This is a genomic window from Paenibacillus xylanexedens (assembly GCF_007680605.1).
In the GTDB taxonomy this organism is placed as follows: Bacteria; Bacillota; Bacilli; order Paenibacillales; family Paenibacillaceae; genus Paenibacillus; species Paenibacillus xylanexedens_B.
Map to the genome: position 1 here is coordinate 1,595,954 of NZ_VEIO01000001.1, position 17,013 is coordinate 1,612,966.

Below are 17,013 nucleotides of genomic sequence, written 5' to 3' on the forward strand. Positions count from 1 at the left end.
GCCGAATATTGAGCTTTGAAAATTCTAACGATCCTGAGAGAGCTTATTTTGCTGAAAACACAAGATTTCACCTTGAAAACAGCCGAATTGTCTAAAATAGCGTCTGCTGTGATCGTTAGAAAAAATCATGAGCTAAAAAGAGCAACATAAGCTCCGCTGAGATCGTTGGAATATAGTTACATACTTGGCGCCATTCAAGCACCTCAATATCCCATTACCATACGTCCGTCAGTAAAGGCAAAAGTTAAAGCTAAATCCAAGATTAAAGCCCAGAGCGGGTATGCTCTGGGCTTTTTAATCTTGCGCGATTTGCAGGATTACGCTTGTTTTGTTTTCAAACGGATTACGTTCCAGGACGCTTTGTTCAGCACAGCTTGTACTTTACCTTGGTCCACGGTTGTATGTCCGCCGTTGTGAGGCAACACGTTACGTGGGTTTTCTTTGGTATTGCTTGCTTTGAGGTCATTGTTTTCCAGAACAATGTGTTCTACGAATGTTGTTTCCCCGAAGGAGCGCAGGTCCACATTCAGCTCCATGGCCTCATCGAGATGTCTGTTCACCGCAAAGATGGTGATGGTGCCATTTTCTTCATCATGTACACTGATGGATTCGAGATAAGGTACATCCGTGAAGTCTTTGGAATCGTACTTCGGTGAAGATGTGATGGAACGCAATACTGTGCCCCGTCCGAAGTTGGAAGCGTGCAGGAACGGGAAATACGTCGTTTGTAACCAGATTGCGCCGTTATTTTCCGTCATGATTGGTGCAATCGTGTTAATCAGCTGCGCAAGGCAAGCCATTTTTACACGGTCAGCATGTTTGAGAATGGTGATCAGGTAACAACCTACAGCCAGCGCATCTTCATGCGTGTACACATCTTCGAACTCTGGAGGAGCAATCTGCCAGCGTTCTTCCATACGGCTTGTACCAATCGATTTCCACACATTCCATTCATCCAGGGAGAGCATCAATTTCTTTTTGCTCCGTTTTTTGGCTTGTACAAAATCACAGATCGAAGCCACACTATCAATAAATTGATCCAGATCCAGCGAGGTTGCAAGGAAATCATACGTGTTGTCTTTGTTGTTATTGTAATACTGATGCAGAGACAAGTAGTCTACGTTTTCATAAGTGAGATCCAGTACGGTTGCTTCCCAATCTGCAAATGTCTTCATGTCGCGGCTGGAGCTTCCGCATGCAACGAGTTCGATCTCCGGATCAACCCATTTCATCGCTTTGGCTGTTTCATTGGCAATACGGCCATATTCATATGCGGTCATGGCACCAATCTGCCAAGGACCGTCCATTTCATTACCGAGGCACCATGTTTTGAATTTATGTGGATCTTTATATCCGTGAGAGATACGCAGATCGCTCCAGTATGTGCCGGAAGGGTGGTTGCAATATTCAACCAGATTTCGGGCTGCATCGATACCGCGAGTTCCCAAGTTAACAGCCATCATCACTTCCGTACCTGCCAGCTTGGCCCAATCTGCAAATTCGTTCGTACCTACCGCATTGGTTTCAATCGTCCACCAAGCCAGCTCCAGTCTGCGTTTACGGTCAGCTACTGGACCAACGCCATCTTCCCAGTTGTAACCGGATACGAAATTGCCGCCCGGATAACGAACGATGGGTACATTCAGCGCTTTAATCGCTTCAATCGCATCCTGACGGAAGCCTTGTGCATCCGCGGTTGGATGGCCTGGATCATAAATACCGCCATACACGGCACGTCCCAGATGTTCTATAAATGAACCGTAAACACGCGGGTCTACTTCAGCAATCTGAAAGTCTTTATCGATCAGCATTTTGGATTTAAGCATAGTGAAAACCTCCATAAGATTAATTTTATAGTGCATGTGATTGATTTTGTAATACATATCATCGTTTGTAATATCATATGTTGTCACTAATCTATATTGAATTCGCCTAAAAGCAAAATCAATACATTGATTTGTTATCTAATATGTATCATAATGCAGATATACAGAGCAAGTTCATTTTACACAGTTCGCTAAATAGCGAATTCTAAGATGTGAGAAATGAGATACCCAATGTACAAGTTGATATACAAGCTGAATATACAAAAGGAAGTGAAGTCGATGATGCTTGGAACAGATGCATCTTCATTGCTTGTCTACGAGGCGCTGGCAAGTGAACCTCGTTTAAATATTGTACGTTTGTTACTGGAGAATAGGGAAATGCATATCAATGCGCTCGCCCAAGAGCTCTATCTGAGCAAAGCCATTGTCAGTACACATGTTAGCAAACTGCAGAAGGCTGGTATCGTAGGTAGCCGCATGAAACGAGAGAACGGGGGGACCTACAAATATTGTTTTATTGTAAAAGAGTTCATGACGATTAATTTATCACCGTCAGAGCCTGTTGATGCATCGTATTATGAAGTGTCTATACCCGTTGGTCATTATACGGATTACGAGGCATGGCCAACCTGCGGGCTGGCGACGACAACTCAGATGATCGGCCAATACGACACACCCGCTTGTTTTATGGACCCTGATCGGGTTAACGCGGCAATTTTGTGGATGGCACGAGGTTTTCTTGAATATAAGATTCCTAATTATCTTCACAAGGATCAGTATCTTCGCGAGATTGAACTTTCACTCGAACTTAGCTCGGAAGCGCCCAAGGTCAATGAAAACTGGCCATCCGATATTCGTTTTACGCTTAACGGCAATGATCTCGGTACATGGACAAGTCCTGGCGATTTCGGAGACCGAAAGGGCAAGCATACTCCGCTATGGTGGAAACTGGATGTCAATCAATACGGCGTGTTAAAAGTGCTACGCATCAACGAGGAAGGTACGTTTATAGACGGTCAATCAATTTCGGATGTCACAATCTCGGATTTGGATCTCCGAGCAGCTCCTTATTGGACGTTTGGCTTAAAACCCGAGGAGAGCGCAGCAGGTCGAGGTGGTCTGACCCTATTTGGGAAAGGGTTTGGCAACTATGATCAGGACATTCTGATTCGGTATTATTATGACAATAATGCTCTAGATAACAACACTTCAGAAGAATAGAATGTGCAATTTGGAATTAAACTACTATAAGGCGAGTGCAAAAGCCAACTTAAATGAAGCATGTACCCATTCCAGCGTTATGGTATTGACAACGATTACATGGCTGGTATAGAATACAGCTAAATAAGGAGTGTCACTGATTCGATCAGGCACCACCACAGTCTGGATCTCACAAGTTTATTTTCTTGTGTACCTGGCCATGGTGGTGCTTTTTGCATATATGGGGGTGAAAACATCATGAGGTTCAAGAAATCGTTAAACAACAATATCGCCCTGGCGGAGGATGCCGAAGGCTGTGAAGTCATTGTCATCGGAACGGGTGTAGGCTTCAAAAAAGTAAAGGGACAGCCGATCGAGCAAAGCCAGATTCAGAAAACGTTCCGGATCGGCTCGAATGATAAATATCAGCGAGTCGAACAATTTCTCAGCGATATCCCTCTGCAAGTCATTGATATCACGGATCAGATTATAGAAGAGGGCAGGGAGATCATTGGGAAAAAGCTGAATGATTCTATCCTATTAACGCTTGCGGATCATATCCATTTTGCTCTGGATCGTTACAGAAAAGGTGTGGACATGCAGAATCCGCTTCACTGGGATATTCGCCATCTGTATCCTGCAGAATACCGCGCTGGTGAGGTGGCGGTACGAAAGATCAATGAAGCTTTTCTGGTCGCACTGCCTGCGGGTGAAGCCAGCTCCATTGCCCTTCATTTTGTAAATTCACAATTTGATTCGGGTAGCATGAACCAGACGATCAAGATTACACAGATGATCAATGACATTCTCGGGATCATGACCGATCATTTTGGCAGGGCGCTGAATCAGGAGTCTGCTGATTTCTCCAGGTTCATCACCCATCTGAGATACTTCATCGTTCGGCAAATGAACCGGGAAGTGCTCTCATTCAAGGATCAGCAGTTTTTATATGATGTTTTGTCGGAACGATATCCAGACAGCTTCCAATGCGCACTCAAAATCAAGGAGACGATGGAACAGCAACGCGGATTTGTAATTACTCCCGATGAGATGGTATACCTCATGATTCACATCGAAAGAGTAACATCCCGTACCGACACGGGTTGACCTCAGCACAACTGTTAGAAGATATACCATCACCATATTAGTTGAATATGGAGTGTTACTGATACGATCAGGCACCACCAAATGTTTCCGATTCCGCTGCTGTAGCGGAGCGGGCTTACATTTGGTTTTTTTTTCGCCAAAAAAGGAGGAAGCAACATGAATCACCGGGAGTTGTCCAAAGAGATCATCCGATTAACAGGAGGGCAGGAAAATATTACGCAAGCCTGGCATTGCATCACTCGATTGCGCTTTAATGTTCGTGAAGAAAAGAAAGTGCAGCTTGAACAGATTCGCGCACTGGATGGTGTTCTTGGGGCACAGTTCCAAAACGATCAGTTCCAGGTTGTGATTGGCAACAAAGTTGCAGCTGTGTATGAAGAGCTGGAGGAGCAATTGAAACAAGCTGGTGCAACGGAGACAAAAGCAGAACCGCCGCGTTCAAGAGGTCTTAATGCCGTATTGGACACGATCTCCGGTATTTTTACCCCGATTCTTCCAGCCATTGTAGGTACCGGGATGCTGAAGGGGATTCTCGCATTACTTGTTACCCTGGGAGCTCTACATGAGACTAGCGGTGAGTATCAGATTTTGGCGTCCATAGCCAATGCGGCCTTTTATTTCTTGCCTTTCCTGCTCGCTGTATCGTCTGCACGGAAGTTTAAAGTCAATGAATATATCGCCTTGACCCTTGCAGGCACATTGTTATATCCAACCATTTTGAATGCTTACCTGGAAAATCATCTGGAGCCGATTCGTTTTCTATCTCTGCCAGTGTCGATTGTGAATTATACCCAGTCCGTGATCCCGATCATTCTTGGGGTATGGCTCCTTAGTTATGTACATCGCTGGGTGGATCGGTTCATTCCTGGTCCGGTTAAAGTGATATTCACTTCAATGATCGTGCTAGTTATTACCGTTCCGATTCTGTTAATCGCCATCGGGCCGCTTGGCAATTACATCGGCATCTATCTGGAAATCGGTACATCCTGGCTCTTTGCTCACTCGGGCCCATTAACAGGAATCGTGCTGGGCGGACTTATGCCAGTGATTGTTATGACAGGTATGCATTATGCATTTTTCCCGGGAACATTACAGAATTTGAGCAAACTCGGTTATGACGTGCTGTTACTGCCGCTTAACCTTGTAGCCAATATGAGTCAAGCTGGTGCCGTAATGGCGGTATTCCTCAAAACTAGAAACAAATCAATGAAATCGATTGCTTTATCCAGCGGGATATCTGCTTTTCTGGGCATCACAGAGCCTGCAATCTATGGAGTAACGTTGAAACTGAAAAAACCGTTCTACGCTTCGATCATTGGTGGAGCAGCCGGCGGTGGATTTATTACAGCGGTAGGGCTAAAATGTTTTGGTTTTGCCGTTCCGGGTCTGCTGTCATTGCCTTTATACATTGGTCCAAACGGGGGTATGGCGAATTTCTGGTACGCGCTCATCGGTGTGGGCATCAGCTTCGTAGTTTCGTTTACAGTGACCTTATTGCTTAAGTGGGATGAACCGATTACGCAGCAAACTGCTGTGCCAAGTTCCCCCGAGCAGGGAAGCGTAGCCCAGTTAATAGAAGAAAAAGCAACTATAGCTCCAACAACAGCATCGGAATCAGCAGAACGATCAGGAACAACAAATCGGTCTAAACAAGAACCTGCACCACCGCCTGTAACCGTTCATTCGATTGAGGAAAAGAAAGGTGAGATATTCAGTCCGCTTACCGGCGAACTGGTTGCACTCAAAGAATTGCCTGATCCTACGTTTGCCGAGGAAATGACGGGAAAAGGAATTGCAATTTATCCGCAGGAAGGGCGTGTAACGGCACCATTTGACGGAACGGTCACAATGATCGCAAAAAGCAAACATGCCATCATGCTGTCTTCCTCCAGCGGAATCGACATTCTCATTCATGTCGGACTTAACACGGTGTCCCTGAAAGGTGAGTTTTTTGAAGAGAAGGTTGTTATCGGACAACGAGTGAACAAGGGAGATTTACTGCTGGAGTTCGATATCGAGAGCATTCAAGCTGCCGGCATTAATCTGATCACCCCGGTCATTGTAGCCAACACGCCAGACTATCTTGACATAGTACCCGTTCAGGTGAAGGGGGTGATTCCAATGAATGAATTACTGCTGCTCACCGTTCGCTAAAAGCTTATTACAAAACGAATGAAGGCATTCTATTTTAACCGAGTTATAAAATTTAACGATATATTTACACAAAAACGGAGAGGACAGAAATAACCTGAAAAAGCAACGCGATCGCCTTTATCACCATATTTCTCAACTAAAAAATAATTCAAAAAAATCTGGGGATAACAGCGATTGGAAGGTTAATCTGTCATTGAAGTGACATGTGTAAATAATAAAAAGGAGAGAAACCATCATGACACAAACGACAAAACTTACATTCCCTAAAGGATTCCTATGGGGAGGGGCTACCGCAGCCAATCAGCTGGAGGGCGCATTTGACGCAGACGGCAAAGGACTTTCCACCTCTGATATGGCACCTTATGTGCCGCATGAGGAGCGAAATGGTAAAGATTTTACCTTTGACGTTAATTCCTTAGAACTGGAACAATATTTGAGTGGTAACACCGATGTGTATTTCCCGAAACGTAATGGCGTAGATTTCTACCACCGTTACAAAGAAGATATCGCCTTGTTTGCCGAAATGGGCTTTAAGGTTTTCCGTCTTTCCATCGCTTGGCCGCGAATTTTCCCGACAGGAGAAGAAACGGTTCCCAACGAAGCGGGGCTTGCTTTCTATGATAAAGTGTTTGACGAACTGCTGAAATACGGCATTGAGCCACTGGTTACGATTTCACACTATGAAATGCCCATTGAGTTAACACGCAAATACAATGGCTGGGAAAGCCGTGAGATGATTGATCTGTACTTAAAATTTGCTAACACATTGTTTGACCGTTACAAAGACAAAGTGAAATACTGGATCACGTTTAATGAGATGAATATGATGTTGACCAGCTTGTATACAGGTGGCGGCATTTTGGAAGATAAAATCAAAGGCACACCGGAACAGGTAGCCTATCAAGCGACACACCATCAGTTTGTGGCAAGTGCACTTGCTGTGAAAAGCGGTAAAGAGAAAATGCCTAATGCTCAGATTGGCTGCATGATCTGTCGATTGGAAACCTACGCTGCATCCAGCAAACCGGAAGATGTGCTGCAGACGATGAAGGAAGATCAGATGAACCTGTTCTATCCGGAAGTTCAGGCGCGTGGGGAGTACCCGTCCTACATGCAAAGATATTTTGAAGAGCAAGGCATTGAACTGGTGAAGGAACCTGAAGATGATGCGATTATCCGTGACAACACAGTGGACTTTATTGCATTCAGTTATTATATGACGTATATCGGAAAATACGACCCGAATGACAACAGCAACTCCGGTATGCTGGTAAGTCAGATCAAAAACCCGCATCTGAAAGCCACTGAATGGGGATGGCCAATCGATCCAATCGGTCTTCGCATCGCGCTGAACCGGTTGTATGACCGCTATCGTATGCCGCTCTTTATTGTAGAGAACGGACTCGGCGCTACCGATAAGCTCGAAGAAGACGGATCAGTGCATGACCCGTATCGCATCGATTACCTGCGCAGCCATATCGAGCAGATGAAGGAAGCTGTAGCTGACGGAGTGGAACTGATGGGCTTCACCAGCTGGGGACCCATTGATATCATTAGCTGCTCCACGTCGGAGATGGGTAAACGTTATGGCTTTATCTATGTCGATCAAGACAATGCAGGTCATGGTTCCCTGGATAGAACCCGTAAAGATTCATTCCACTGGTACAAACAAGTGATTGAGTCCAATGGAGAGATACTTTAAACGTTCGAAATCCGAATGTATACCCTTAACCTAGTAAACGAATAGATACGGATTCATTTAAATGTTGTCATCTCAAAGCAAAAGAAGGAGGGCCTATAACAGGCTACTCCTTTTTTATTATCTGCTTGTTCATACATTAATCATAGATCACATTTTTACCTTCATCACTTAACTTTTTCAGAGATGAAGTCATATGATCAATTTCTTCATCCGTGTGTCGTTCCCATGAACCTAATTCAGCGACAATCTTTAGCGGGGATTTGGATCGATAGGAGCGGGTCGGGTTTCCAGGGAATCTTTTATCCGTTACGTTAGGGTCATTCTCAAAATCTCCTAATGGTTCTATGACGTAAATTCTTTCCTTTGCACTCGATCTGGCAAGTTCAGCACCCCATTTAGCAGCGTTTAAGGTTCCGGTGAAGTAGATGTGATTCGACTTTTTGTCTTGATAATTGGATAAATATTGGGGCTCCAATACATCGCCAATCTTTAGTTCTGCTTTGGTACCGTGAAAAAAAGGACCCGGATCTAGGACTATTTTATTGTCATCCATATGGACACACCTCAACTTTTTAGATTTGTATTTAGGAGTATAGTGCAGGCACTGGTAAAAAAACAGTCTGTTATCCAATGTTTTAAAACGTTATAATTAGAGTAGAGAGAAGAGGATCGGGCAGATCAGACCATGAATTGTTATATTGAAATTCGTAAGCCGCTAACGTAGCGGCTTTTTTGTTTTTAATATGAAGCGGTAGAAGCTGGTTACTACTTCATGTTCAAGTAGCTTCTTTATTCAAACTTGAACATCGAACGATTGGATACATAATACGAGGTAATAAAGTCACGGAATTTCGCGAGGGATGGCGAGAGCTTACGATGTTTTAGCCATGACAAGCTGATTGGATAGACCGCGGCTACATCAGCAATGGAGACATAGTGCAATCCAAGATTACGGCAGACGGAGATTGGCAGTAATGCCACACCTCGATCCAGCCTAATAATCTCAACTAATGTATGGGAATCTACCTCAAATGCCAGATGCGGATAAAAACCAGCTTTTTCACATAACATGGTGGTAAAACGGCGATATTCTTCGTTATTCGCGAGCGCGAGAAAAGGTTCGTCGGCAACGACATCTAATGTAATTTGTTTTTCTCTACCGTAAACGTGGGTGGAAGGAAGGACAAGCACAATCTGCTCCTCAACCAGCACCACGCTTTCAATCTCCTCATCCAGAATGGGGTGGCCCGTGATGCCCAGATCAATATCTCCTTTTTTCAGCTGCGTAATAATTTCGACACGACTTGCAATCCCTTGATGAAGCTGAGCGCTTGGACATACTTCGATATATTCACTAATTAGCCCCGATAGAAACCTCGAATTCGAGATCGCAATACGGATTAACTTGGACAGCTCGTCATCTTTTTCGTGGATGGCCAGCTTTGCATTTTCCAGTTCGATAAAAATCCGATTGACGTGCTTCAGCAAAATTTTTCCCGCCGCGTTCAATTCAATATTTCTGCCTTTTCGGTGAAAGAGAGAAGTACCCATTTCGTCCTCCAGCCGTTTGATCGTAAGACTTAACGAAGGCTGAGCGATATTTAATTGAGCAGCGGCTTTGGAGATATGCTCCGTATAGGCGACGGTTTGAAAATATTTCAATTGGAGAAGTTCCATTTATATTGCACTCCTTATTTATTTCAATAAATATCTATAGTACTTATTATGTATTATATTAAATTTAAAGAAAGATGTAGACTTTATTTATAGCAAATAAGTAAATAAACAAACAGCGCAATGACATAACCAATCAATCATTAATGTAAGGGCAGGTGTCTTTTTTATGAAAATCGATGTGCAAAATATTGCTAAAAACCTGAACACGCCTTTAACAGCCCCGGCATACCCAATGCCACCTTATAAATTCGTGAATCGCGAGTATCTAAACATTATCTACCGAACGGATGAGCAAGCTTTACGCGCAGCTGTTCCTGAGCCATTGCAAATCACCGAACCCTTGGTGAAATTCGAAGTGATGTGGATGCCGGATGTTTCCGGACTTGGCGCATATACGGAAGCTGGACAGGTCATTCCCGTGCAGTTCAATGGGGAAGACGGGGATTATGTGCATTCGATGTACGTGGATAACTTCCCCGCCATTGCAAGCGGCCGAGAGTTAACGGCTTATCCGAAAAAGCTCGGTGCCCCCAAACTGTACACGGACTCCGATACCCTCGTGGGCACGCTGGACTATGGATCACTGCGCGTAGCCACAGCAACGATGGGTTTCAAACATGTGGAGATGGACAAAGAGCTTGCCAAAAAAGAAATCTGCCGTCCCAACTTTATGATCAAAATCGCCACGGATTATACCGGTAACCTTCGCATCTGTGATCTGATCCGTACGCAAATTACCGATATCGAGGTAAAGGAAGCCTGGACAGGCCCGGCGCGGCTTCAGCTGTTCGAGCATGCACTTGCGCCTCTGGCAGATTTACCGGTGCTTGAAGTGGTGTCCGCTTCCCACATCCTGACGAACTTAACTTTGAATGCAGCACAGCCTGTATATAACTATCTGGAACAAAAATAAGGAGGCAACACTTATGAGAATTGCGATTGTAGGTGCAGGTTCACTAGGAACTATCGTTGGTGCTTATCTGGCAGATGGCGGAATGGACGTGGAGTTAATTGATGCGTATCAGGAGCATGTTGACACACTGAATCAGACAGGAGCGAAAGTCACCGGAACGACCGAATTTCAGGCCAAAGTAAAAGCAATCACCCCTGAACAAAAGTCAGGGCAATATGATCTTGTGCTATTGTTAACGAAACAACTGTTCAATGAATCCGTGCTGAAAGAATTGCTTCCATACCTGCATGAAGATAGCATCGTATGCTCCCTCCAGAACGGGATTCCTGAAGACAGCGTGGCATCTATTGTCGGGGCACATCGAGTTATCGCTGGTTCCGTTGAATTTGGCGCTACGTTCATGGGACCTGGCGTATCCAGCCTGACCACGGCGTATCCTCAATTCAAACAGTACGCATTCCAGATCGGGGAATTGAACGGAGAGACGACCGAGCGAATTCAGCGTGTAAAAGAAGTGCTGGATCTGGTTGGCGGTACACATATCTCGGATAACCTGGTAGGAACCAAATGGTCAAAACTTTTAATTAACAACGCCTTTAGCGGATTGTCCGCCGCACTGAATGGTACGTATGGAGATATTCTGGATCATGAAGCAGCCATTCGAAGTGCAGTTCATATTATTGACGAAACGATCAAGGTCGGACATGGGAACGGTGTTTCTTTTGTCACCATGAACGGATTTGATATGGCCTCACTGGAACTACAGAGCGAAAAGGAGATTCCTGCACGTATTCAAACGCTGCGCCAGGTGATGGAACCTTCCAGACTGCTTAAAGCAAGCATGCTGCAGGATTTGGAGAAACAACGTAAAACGGAAATCCACTACATTAACGGTGTAGTTTCGGATAAGGCAAAAGGTACGGGGATTGCAACACCGTATAACGATATGGTGGTTCAGCTGGTCGAAGCCGCAGAAGAAGCACGGAACATACCAGAGTTTGCAACCAATATTCATGCTTTTGAACAGCTTTTGAATGTGTCACAGGTCTAAAGCTGAAGCTTGTTGAAATCTCAAATTCATAATACAAAACGCAAATAAAGAAGCCTTTCCTTCCACATGAGACAAATTGTAAACATGAGAAGAAAGGCTTCTTCTTATTTTCAAACTCTAACTTTGCGATCGTTGCTCCCTCTGTCTAATCTTGCTCCACGAATTCAAGCTATCCTTTGTCCTCATTGCCCGCATAATGCAACAGCATATCGACCAACTGCTTTGTCATCTGATCATCCAATTGATGAAGTTCATGTGAGCGGTGTGTAAACATCTTCTGTAACATGCCCATCATCACCGTAAATATGAACTGCGCCAGCTTAAGCGGAGGAGTAGCATTACGGATGCTACCGTCGGCAACTCCTGAGTTCAATGCTTCAAGCAGGAAGTGGTTCTCTTTACCGTTTTGGATAAACCGTTCATAGGTATCTTTCAGTTCTTGCTGAAAATGGACTACCTCATAATTGATATCGAATAGTTGAATAAAACGAATATGGTCGGGATTCATCCTGGCAAAAGAAACCCATGCGTTCAGCATCGCAGCAAGCTGTTCACGGCCACTGCCACTTGGGCCTGCAGCCTGTTTCACATGATCCGTCATCGATTCAACCAACTGCATCTGAATGGTGAGCAGCAGCTCATCGATCGATTGAAAATGTTTATAGAAGGTCACCCGGCTTAGATTCGCCTCGGCACAAATGTCTTTGATTTTCACTTGGAGCAGACCGTGTTTTAGAAAAAGGTGCTTACCCGCTTCGATCAGTTCATCCCGATTCTGATTTTTTAACTGCTGATGCCAATTCTCATTCGCTTGCATATCGGTTTCCTTTCCTGGAACGTTGTGCGCTCATTGTAAGTGATAACGCTGCTAGTAACATAAAAGCACCAAAAATATACGGAAAGTTTACGTTTTTGTCAAACAATATACCTGCGACAAGCGGGCCGAAGACGGTACCTAAGCTGGAATACGTTGTATTCAGGCCAGATGCATAACCTTGTCGATCTCCGGCACTTTTGGATATCAGGGAGCTGACGGTTGGTCGCAGGAATGCATTAAATGCAAAATAAAGCGCCGATGCAAATAAAAGAAATACCAGATTAACCTTGATTAACATGAGCAAAAGGGCAATCGGGGTCATGATTAAGGACAGACGGATGAGCTTGATTTCGCCTAACCGTTTCACAAAAAAGTCCAGCAGCCAAATCTGCACTACGATACCTATAATCGCTCCCATGGTGATGATAATGGAGATCGTTGAAGCATTAAAACCGTACTTATACTCTGCAAACAGCGAGAAGACCGTCTCGTAACTCATCAAACCAAAGGTCATAACCAGAATAATCAACAAGTATCCGAAATAGGGAACCTTGAACGAACTCCAGATTTGTGTGCCGATGTTGAACCCTTTTTTCTTCTCCGTAGAGATCGTTCTTTTTTCAGGTGGAAGAGTCTCGGGCAAAAGCAGGGTAAGCAGTGCCGCAACCAGACCCAGGCCGGAAGCGACGAAATAAGGCATACGCACACCCATCTCGGCAATAAAACCGCCAAGACCTGGCCCAAGCACCATACCAAGGTTCATCGACGCACCGAAATAACCCATACCCTTGGCACGCGTCTCAGGAGTCGTAATATCAGCAACATAAGCCAGATTGGCTGGAACCATCAGACCTAAACTGATTCCCCCGATGAAACGAGCAATGTAGAGCAGAGGCAGAGATGTGGATACGGCAAAAATAAGATCAGACACAACGACCAGAAACATGCCGGCCATAATCAGCTTTTTACGTCCAAAGCGGTCAGCCCATTGTCCTCCGATGGGCGAAAATAGAAATTGAGCTGCGCCAAAGGCCGCTACCAAAAATCCGGCAACGGTCCCCCCTGCATGAAACAGCTTGAGATACTCCGGTAAGATCGGAATCAGCATCCCTTGTCCGAGCAAAGCAATAAACAGATTTAACATCAGAATGAACATCGGAAAGCGGGTAGATTGTGTCATCGAACTCATACGTTTACATTTCTCCTTATCCATCACTTACAGATTTGTATGGTTAACACATCGTTAACCTTTACTCAATGTAAACCATTATAGTGTGTTATAATCTTAGTTGTAAATACATTTTTGATGGAAAAAGGGTGAGACGTATTGATTGATCACAACAATCAGGAAGAGTATCGGGACCCGAGGAATTATGATCTGGAATTTGGCGGCGAGACGGACAAATACGAATTTTTTCTCGAACTGGCGAGGAAACATCCAGGGCATGTGCTGGAATTGGCTTGTGGTACAGGACTAGCCACTCTTTATTTAGCCGAAAGAGGAGTTCGAATTAGCGGTGTAGATATCGTAGAGCCTATGCTCGCGTACGCGAGGGTCAAAGCGAAGGATCTGCCGGTTGATTTTATCGAAGCGGATGCACGTACGTTTGAATCCGATCAGCGCTTTTCCATGATTTTTTTGACGGGAAATGCATTTCAGGCTTTTCTGAGCAACGAGGATCAGCACGCGTTGTTGCAAACGGCGTATAATCATTTGGAGCCTGGTGGCATATTCGCATTTGAAATGCGCAATCCGGAAGGTAATGATTTATCGGATGAGAAAGAAGAGCACTGGGGCACATTCATCGATGTGGATGGCGTGACCGTCAACGTATCTGGTAGCCAGATGTATGATGACGAGAATCAGATTATGCACTGGACGACCATCCGTGACTGGGGGCATCGTCAAACCACGTCACGCATTGCTTGTCGATTCACAGATGTACAGACATTGCAGCAGTTGCTGGAAAAACAAGGGTTCACCATAGAGAGACAGTATGCGAACTGGGATCAAATACCGTTTCAACCTTCAAGCCCAATGGTAATTAGTGTATGTAAGAAAGGCTAAGCATGCATTAAAATGATTGAAATGAAGGGTTGAAATTACATAAGTAGAAAGGGGAATATTGATATGACAACAACGTCTAGAACTTGTAACGATTGCGGAGGTACATCCTTTGTGGAGGCAACCGACTTTATTAATTTGCGGCCTTTGGATAAAAAAATGTCACTTGGTTCTGAACGTGTATATACGATCTGTCTGAACTGTGGTGAAGTTGTTTCCATTAAGGTGAAGAATCCGGAGAAGTTAATGAAATAAAGTAGTTCTCGGGAGTGATTACAAAAGGAATTCCAGCACCGTTAGCACGTCACGTCTTAACCGTTGTATCATTTTTCATCACAGGCAACCGATATATCGGTTGTCTTTTTTTATTTTGCATGCCAGCACAGAATACCTTCATACAACAAACGGGAAACGACTCCCTCCTTGTATTTCAAATGTTACATTTAGTAGAATGATGAAGCACATACACTTGGGTTTAAGAGGTAACGCTAGAATAGGGGTGCAGTAATGAATCGCATTTTGCTTGTTGAAGATGATGAAAATTTTGTATTTGGAATAGAATATACGTTAACCAATGAAGGGTATGAGGTCACTCATGCGGGAACCTTGAAGGAAGCTCGCAATGCTCTTGCACAGAACGAGATCGAACTTATTTTGCTGGACATTAATTTGCCTGACGGAACGGGATATGAATTATGCAAGGAGATTCGTGCGGAATCACAGGTACCGATCATTTTTCTCACCGCGCTGGATGAAGAGATGAATGTGGTCGCGGGACTTGATCTGGGTGCGGATGATTATATGACCAAGCCGATTCGTACCAAGGAGCTGCTTTCCAGAATCAAGGCTGTTTTACGGCGTCATTCCCGCCCTGAACAGCATTCGAACATTTGGAAATCCGAAGAGTTTGAAGTGCGCGTGCTGGAAGGTGTTGTTTTCAAAAATAAAAAGGAAGTTTCGCTGACAACGCTGGAGTTCAGGCTACTTCTCATGTTAATGTCCCATCCCAAACAAATATGCAGCAGGACATCGATCCTGGAGAAGTTATGGGATGTCTCAGGTGAATTCATTGATGATAATACGCTGTCCGTACATATACGCAGATTAAGGGAAAAGGTGGAGGAAACGCCAGCCGTTCCTCAGTATATTGTTACGATTCGTGGGGTTGGGTACAAATGGAACGCCGAAACGACAGGAGCATACCGCTGATGAACGAAGTCATCCGTAATCCGGAGTGGAAATCTGTTTTCATCAAATTCATCCTTGTTCAATTAGGTTTGACTGCAATCATTTACGTTGCGATGAATCTGCAGATCCAAAGCATCAACGAAACGGTTGTGAACCAGCATGCGGCCTTTGTCGGACAAGTGTTAAGTAAACAGCCACAGCTCGAAGATCAGCTCATTCAACATATTACTCAAGTTTCAGACCAACAGGATATTACGTTAGGGAAACAAATCTTGTCTCAATACGGGTATACAGAGCATATGAGCATTCAGGATCAGCCTGTCCTGTCGGGAACAGCATTACCCGGGAATACGGCGTTGATCTTTTTTTTGTGCGGTATTCCGGTTTTGATGCTTATATTTTGGGAGTACCGCAAGCTGTTTTCCAGAATTCGCCGTGTTACACATGCAGCGGAGCAGGTGGTGGAGGGTCAATTCAATACCTCACTGCCTGAGAGTAAAGAAGGAGATTTTAGTGCGCTTGGCCATAGCTTTAACATGATGGCAGGCAGACTAAGTCATAGTGTAGGTCAGCTGAAGCATGAGAAAACATTTTTAAGCCATCTGCTTACGGATATATCACATCAACTCAAAACACCGCTCGCATCCCTGCTTGTGTTTAATGAAAATATGCGGGATGACCCACATATGAAAGAAGAAATCCGAACCACTTTTCTGGAACGAAGCAGACAGCAGATTGAACGCATGGAATGGCTGATTATCAGCCTGTTGAAGCTGGCGAGAGTGGAAGCTGGAGCTATCGTTTTTCAACTGCAAAGCATTAGACCCAAAGACATTATTGAATCCACTGTACAGACCTTGCAACCTTTGGCGGAGCAGAAGAAACAGACGATTATCGTTCAAGGCGGCGAGGGCATGCTGCTGCATGCAGATGAGGAATGGTTAACCGAGGCGGTTATTAATCTGACGAAAAATGCACTGGAGCACTCTCCCGTATCAGGCAATGTGTACATTACGATGGAGGACGAGGGCTTGTTTCACTCGATTATCATCCGGGATGAAGGGGAAGGGATCAGGCCGGAACAGATTCCCCATGTATTCACGCGATTTTACCTGGGGAGGAGTAATGCTAAACCCCACAGTACCGGGGTGGGTCTGTCTCTGACAAAGTCCATTATTGAAGGTTTGGGTGGAACGATCTCGGTATCAAGCGAACCTGGAGAGGGAGCCGAATTCCGAATTACTTTCATGAAAACAGTGTATTGAGAGGAAGCTTACAATAACGTAAGCTTCCTCTTCACTTTAACGTAAGCT

15 protein-coding genes are annotated in these 17,013 nt (G+C 44.6%); 10 read left to right on the top strand and 5 right to left on the bottom strand.

Going from position 1 to position 17,013, the window contains the following annotated elements; translation table 11 throughout:
• Positions 1 to 317: 317 nt before the first annotated feature.
• The gene (gene arfA, locus FS818_RS07035; protein WP_123066555.1) at positions 318 to 1,826 is read right to left on the bottom strand and encodes an arabinosylfuranosidase ArfA; all 1,509 of its coding nucleotides are present in this window, start codon (positions 1,824 to 1,826) and stop codon (positions 318 to 320) included.
• Between the two features lie 279 nt (positions 1,827 to 2,105).
• On the opposite strand from arfA, the gene FS818_RS07040 reads away from it, so the two are divergent.
• The 4 genes from FS818_RS07040 to FS818_RS07055 all read left to right on the top strand — a co-directional run bounded on the left by FS818_RS07040 (position 2,106) and on the right by FS818_RS07055 (position 7,989).
• Complete coding sequence (locus tag FS818_RS07040) at positions 2,106 to 3,047, top strand: ArsR/SmtB family transcription factor (RefSeq protein WP_145332794.1); 942 nt, start codon at positions 2,106 to 2,108, stop codon at positions 3,045 to 3,047.
• Between the two features lie 237 nt (positions 3,048 to 3,284).
• Positions 3,285 to 4,133 carry a BglG family transcription antiterminator LicT gene (gene licT / locus FS818_RS07045; protein ID WP_145330859.1) on the top strand — a complete coding sequence of 283 codons (849 nt, stop codon included), beginning with the start codon at positions 3,285 to 3,287 and terminating at the stop codon, positions 4,131 to 4,133.
• A gap of 156 nt (positions 4,134 to 4,289) precedes the next feature.
• On the top strand, positions 4,290 to 6,287 hold the full coding sequence (locus FS818_RS07050; protein ID WP_145330860.1) for a beta-glucoside-specific PTS transporter subunit IIABC: 1,998 nt from the start codon (positions 4,290 to 4,292) through the stop codon (positions 6,285 to 6,287).
• Between the two features lie 235 nt (positions 6,288 to 6,522).
• Entirely contained in the window at positions 6,523 to 7,989 is a 1,467-nt protein-coding gene (locus FS818_RS07055) for a glycoside hydrolase family 1 protein (RefSeq protein WP_145330862.1), read from the top strand.
• 136 nt (positions 7,990 to 8,125) lie between these two features.
• On the opposite strand, the gene arr is transcribed toward FS818_RS07055, so the two are convergent.
• Together arr and FS818_RS07065 are read right to left on the bottom strand one after the other, a co-directional pair.
• Positions 8,126 to 8,542 carry an NAD(+)--rifampin ADP-ribosyltransferase gene (gene arr / locus FS818_RS07060; protein ID WP_145330864.1) on the bottom strand — a complete coding sequence of 139 codons (417 nt, stop codon included), beginning with the start codon at positions 8,540 to 8,542 and terminating at the stop codon, positions 8,126 to 8,128.
• A 236-nt stretch (positions 8,543 to 8,778) separates the two neighbouring features.
• Positions 8,779 to 9,666: a LysR family transcriptional regulator gene (locus FS818_RS07065; RefSeq protein WP_145330866.1), complete on the bottom strand. Its 888-nt coding sequence runs from the start codon at positions 9,664 to 9,666 to the stop codon at positions 8,779 to 8,781.
• Positions 9,667 to 9,832: 166 nt separating this feature from the next.
• Between FS818_RS07065 and FS818_RS07070 the strand changes: the two genes are divergently transcribed.
• Positions 9,833 to 10,579, top strand: coding sequence for an acetoacetate decarboxylase (locus FS818_RS07070; RefSeq protein ID WP_145330868.1), 747 nt, complete (start codon positions 9,833 to 9,835; stop codon positions 10,577 to 10,579).
• Positions 10,580 to 10,592: 13 nt separating this feature from the next.
• Complete coding sequence (locus FS818_RS07075; protein ID WP_145330870.1) at positions 10,593 to 11,630, top strand: ketopantoate reductase family protein; 1,038 nt, start codon at positions 10,593 to 10,595, stop codon at positions 11,628 to 11,630.
• A 169-nt stretch (positions 11,631 to 11,799) separates the two neighbouring features.
• Here FS818_RS07075 and FS818_RS07080 read toward each other — a convergent pair whose 3' ends face one another.
• Positions 11,800 to 12,447 carry a TetR/AcrR family transcriptional regulator gene (locus tag FS818_RS07080; protein WP_145330872.1) on the bottom strand — a complete coding sequence of 216 codons (648 nt, stop codon included), beginning with the start codon at positions 12,445 to 12,447 and terminating at the stop codon, positions 11,800 to 11,802.
• The gene (locus tag FS818_RS07085) at positions 12,434 to 13,636 is read right to left on the bottom strand and encodes an MFS transporter (RefSeq protein ID WP_145330874.1); all 1,203 of its coding nucleotides are present in this window, start codon (positions 13,634 to 13,636) and stop codon (positions 12,434 to 12,436) included. Before FS818_RS07085 ends, FS818_RS07080 begins: the two co-directional genes overlap by 14 nt.
• Before the next feature lie 138 nt (positions 13,637 to 13,774).
• On the opposite strand from FS818_RS07085, the gene FS818_RS07090 reads away from it, so the two are divergent.
• The 4 genes from FS818_RS07090 to FS818_RS07105 all read left to right on the top strand — a co-directional run bounded on the left by FS818_RS07090 (position 13,775) and on the right by FS818_RS07105 (position 16,965).
• Positions 13,775 to 14,515, top strand: a complete 741-nt coding sequence (locus FS818_RS07090; RefSeq protein ID WP_145330876.1) for a class I SAM-dependent methyltransferase — start codon at positions 13,775 to 13,777, stop codon at positions 14,513 to 14,515.
• Positions 14,516 to 14,578: 63 nt separating this feature from the next.
• Positions 14,579 to 14,767 (top strand): hypothetical protein, encoded by a 189-nt coding sequence (locus FS818_RS07095; RefSeq protein ID WP_145330878.1) that lies wholly within the window; start codon positions 14,579 to 14,581, stop codon positions 14,765 to 14,767.
• Positions 14,768 to 15,019: 252 nt separating this feature from the next.
• The gene (locus tag FS818_RS07100) at positions 15,020 to 15,721 is read left to right on the top strand and encodes a response regulator transcription factor (protein ID WP_145330880.1); all 702 of its coding nucleotides are present in this window, start codon (positions 15,020 to 15,022) and stop codon (positions 15,719 to 15,721) included.
• Positions 15,721 to 16,965, top strand: a complete 1,245-nt coding sequence (locus FS818_RS07105) for a HAMP domain-containing sensor histidine kinase (protein ID WP_186375425.1) — start codon at positions 15,721 to 15,723, stop codon at positions 16,963 to 16,965. Before FS818_RS07100 ends, FS818_RS07105 begins: the two co-directional genes overlap by 1 nt.
• Positions 16,966 to 17,013: the final 48 nt, after the last annotated feature.

What these genes read in the sequence shown, in the direction of transcription:
- FS818_RS07085 (WP_145330874.1), bottom strand. Translation starts at nt 13,636, where the DNA reads ATGAGTTCGATGACACAATCTACCCGCTTTCCGATGTTCATTCTGATG.
- FS818_RS07055 (WP_145330862.1), top strand. Translation starts at nt 6,523, where the DNA reads ATGACACAAACGACAAAACTTACATTCCCTAAAGGATTCCTATGGGGA.
- FS818_RS07070 (WP_145330868.1), top strand. Translation starts at nt 9,833, where the DNA reads ATGAAAATCGATGTGCAAAATATTGCTAAAAACCTGAACACGCCTTTA.
- FS818_RS07040 (WP_145332794.1), top strand. Translation starts at nt 2,106, where the DNA reads ATGATGCTTGGAACAGATGCATCTTCATTGCTTGTCTACGAGGCGCTG.
- arr (WP_145330864.1), bottom strand. Translation starts at nt 8,542, where the DNA reads ATGGATGACAATAAAATAGTCCTAGATCCGGGTCCTTTTTTTCACGGT.
- FS818_RS07080 (WP_145330872.1), bottom strand. Translation starts at nt 12,447, where the DNA reads ATGCAAGCGAATGAGAATTGGCATCAGCAGTTAAAAAATCAGAATCGG.
- licT (WP_145330859.1), top strand. Translation starts at nt 3,285, where the DNA reads ATGAGGTTCAAGAAATCGTTAAACAACAATATCGCCCTGGCGGAGGAT.
- FS818_RS07050 (WP_145330860.1), top strand. Translation starts at nt 4,290, where the DNA reads ATGAATCACCGGGAGTTGTCCAAAGAGATCATCCGATTAACAGGAGGG.
- FS818_RS07105 (WP_186375425.1), top strand. Translation starts at nt 15,721, where the DNA reads ATGAACGAAGTCATCCGTAATCCGGAGTGGAAATCTGTTTTCATCAAA.
- arfA (WP_123066555.1), bottom strand. Translation starts at nt 1,826, where the DNA reads ATGCTTAAATCCAAAATGCTGATCGATAAAGACTTTCAGATTGCTGAA.
- FS818_RS07095 (WP_145330878.1), top strand. Translation starts at nt 14,579, where the DNA reads ATGACAACAACGTCTAGAACTTGTAACGATTGCGGAGGTACATCCTTT.
- FS818_RS07075 (WP_145330870.1), top strand. Translation starts at nt 10,593, where the DNA reads ATGAGAATTGCGATTGTAGGTGCAGGTTCACTAGGAACTATCGTTGGT.
- FS818_RS07100 (WP_145330880.1), top strand. Translation starts at nt 15,020, where the DNA reads ATGAATCGCATTTTGCTTGTTGAAGATGATGAAAATTTTGTATTTGGA.
- FS818_RS07065 (WP_145330866.1), bottom strand. Translation starts at nt 9,666, where the DNA reads ATGGAACTTCTCCAATTGAAATATTTTCAAACCGTCGCCTATACGGAG.